Below are 2,342 nucleotides of genomic sequence, written 5' to 3'. Positions count from 1 at the left end.
TTCACATTCTTTGAATCATCGAATTTCGTCGCAATGGCAGTCGTTGGTGGCCTAAGACACATGAGCGGCGGAGTCGTGGGTGGAATTGGCCTTACGCTTCTTCCCGAATTTCTAAGATTCGGAGGCTGGGAGAACTACTATCTCATGGTGACTTCGATGATTGTCATCCTGATTATCATATTCGTGCCTATGGGACTTGGGCCCATTCTTGAAACCCTTCTGAGAAAGGTTTTCAGGATCAAGAGAAGCAACACAAAGACGTTGTAAGGTGGGTTGAAGATGGACATTCTTAGAACTGAAAACATGACCAAGAGATTCGGTGGAGTCGTGGCAAACAATGATCTGTCGATTGGAATTGCCGAAGGGCAGATTACAGCCTTGATCGGTCCTAACGGCTCGGGCAAGACGACGTTCATAAATGTTGTAACGGGAGTCCACCCTATCACAAGTGGAAAGGTATATTTCAAAGATCAGGATATATCGGGAATGGATATAAACAAGATAAGCAGGTTGGGCATTGCGAGGACCTTCCAGAAGATCAGGCTTTTCGAAAATCTCTCGGTGATTGAAAACGTTCTTGTAGCCAGAAAGCCCTTCTACAAGTCCGGACCTGTGAGTGTAGTTCTCGGAACTCCCAAATTCAGAAGAGAAGAAAAAGAAAACAAAGAGAAGGCCATGGAACTTCTCAAGCTCGTGGGTCTTGAAGATAGGGCATACGACTCTCCGACAGGTATGGCATATGGACTTCGGCGTTGCCTGGAAATTGCGAGAGCTCTTGCACTCGAACCTCAGCTGATGTTCCTGGACGAACCTGCTGCCGGAATGACTAGAGACGAATTCAAAGTAATTATGGATCTGATGATGATTCTCAAGGAAAGAGGAATTACGACTCTTCTTGTCGAACACACTATGGACTTTATCAAGGCCGTTGCAGATTGGGTCTATGTTCTGAACTTTGGCCAGGTAATTGCCAGGGGGAAATTCGATGATATCGAAAAGGACCCGCTAGTTCTAAAAGCCTATCTGGGGGAGGATTGATTATGTTCTTGCTTGAAACCCGTGAACTCTCAGTTTCATATAACGAGGTTCCCGCTCTCAGAAAAGTATCAATAAAGGCCTCCAAAGGGGAAGTCGTCTCCGTGCTCGGTCCCAATGGAGCTGGAAAGACGACTCTTCTGAAGAGCATCTCGGGACTCGTATCTTCTGAAGCCGGAAGCAAAGTCCTTCTGAACGGAGAAGAGATCCAGCATCTTGCCCCGCACAAAATAACCAGACTTGGGGTTATTCACGTTCCCGAAGGAAGACAGGTATTCGCGGAACTCTCCGTTCAGGAAAACCTTGAAGTTGCGGCTACTAGAATTGGACTCGCAAAGGCTCGCCCAAACATCGAGAAAGTTTATGAGCTTTTCTCGGAACTGAAGTCCCGGAAAAACCAGATGGCCGGCACGCTTTCCGGCGGAGAGCAACAGATGCTCGCAATTGGAAGAGCCATTGTTTCCGATCCAATGATCATGATGATAGACGAACCTTCCATGGGACTGGCTCCTGTTATCGTTAAGAGAATATTCGAGACTCTGAAAAATTACGTCAAGGATACGGGTCTTACAATGTTGATTGTGGAACAGAACGCGAAGCTCTCGCTCCCAATGAGCGACAGAGTTTACATCGTATCGCAAGGTCAAATAAAACTCGAAGGCTCTGTTGACGAAGTGAAAAGCGATGAGCGAATCCGAGAAATGTATTTCGGTGGTAAGTAAGATGAAATTCTCGCTTGACTATAGAGAGAAGGAGAGACTTCAGCTGGAAGTTCCGGCGGGAAGAGTACTTCTTCCGACTTCACCTGTTGAGAGAAGCGGAGAGGGCAGCTCTCTGCGCGAATCGCTACTGAAGCCGTTTGATGCTGCTCCGATCCTGGAGCTTGCGAAATCTGCGAAAGAGATAGTCCTGATCGTAGAGGATCATACAAGGCACTCTCCAATCTTTGAGACTCTCTCTTTCATGAAATCGCTTTTCGTCGAAAACAAGATTCCCTGGAGCAAAGTCTCCTTGCTGGTCGCGACTGGAACTCACAGACAAATGATGGCCGATGAGCTAACCGAGAAGTTCGGCAGTTTTTCTCGCGATACCAGAATCCTCCAGCACGATGCAGAAGCAGCCGGCAGGATGAAAGACTATGGAGAATTCCTTGGAGTTCCGATCAGGATAAACGAAGCGGTTGAAGCCGACCTCACAATTGGAGTGGGTTCGATCGTTCCCCACAGGTTCTCCGGATGGTCGGGTGGAGCTAAAATTGTAATTCCGGGCGTCTCTGCGTATGAAACTGTCTTTAAGTCACACAGGAT

At 47.5% G+C, this 2,342-nt stretch carries 4 protein-coding genes; all 4 read left to right on the top strand.

All coding sequences use genetic code 11. The annotated features are described in order from the left end of the window. Window positions 1-267, top strand: a 267-nt coding sequence (locus tag ENN47_03835; GenBank protein HDP77311.1) for a branched-chain amino acid ABC transporter permease, incomplete at its 5' end; no start/stop codon positions are given. A 12-nt stretch (window positions 268-279) separates the two neighbouring features. Beyond that, on the top strand, window positions 280-1,038 hold the full coding sequence (locus tag ENN47_03830) for an ABC transporter ATP-binding protein (protein ID HDP77310.1): 759 nt from the start codon (window positions 280-282) through the stop codon (window positions 1,036-1,038). A 2-nt stretch (window positions 1,039-1,040) separates the two neighbouring features. After that, window positions 1,041-1,757, top strand: a complete 717-nt coding sequence (locus ENN47_03825; protein ID HDP77309.1) for an ABC transporter ATP-binding protein — start codon at window positions 1,041-1,043, stop codon at window positions 1,755-1,757. Window position 1,758: 1 nt separating this feature from the next. Beyond that, window positions 1,759-2,342: DUF2088 domain-containing protein (locus tag ENN47_03820; protein ID HDP77308.1), on the top strand; the 584-nt coding region annotated here is incomplete at its 3' end.

The sequence above is a fragment of the Mesotoga infera genome, assembly GCA_011045915.1.
In the GTDB taxonomy this organism is placed as follows: Bacteria; Thermotogota; Thermotogae; order Petrotogales; family Kosmotogaceae; genus Mesotoga; species Mesotoga infera_D.
Note: the sequence above shows the minus strand (reverse complement) of the source record. Positions and strands in the feature narration are given on the sequence as shown.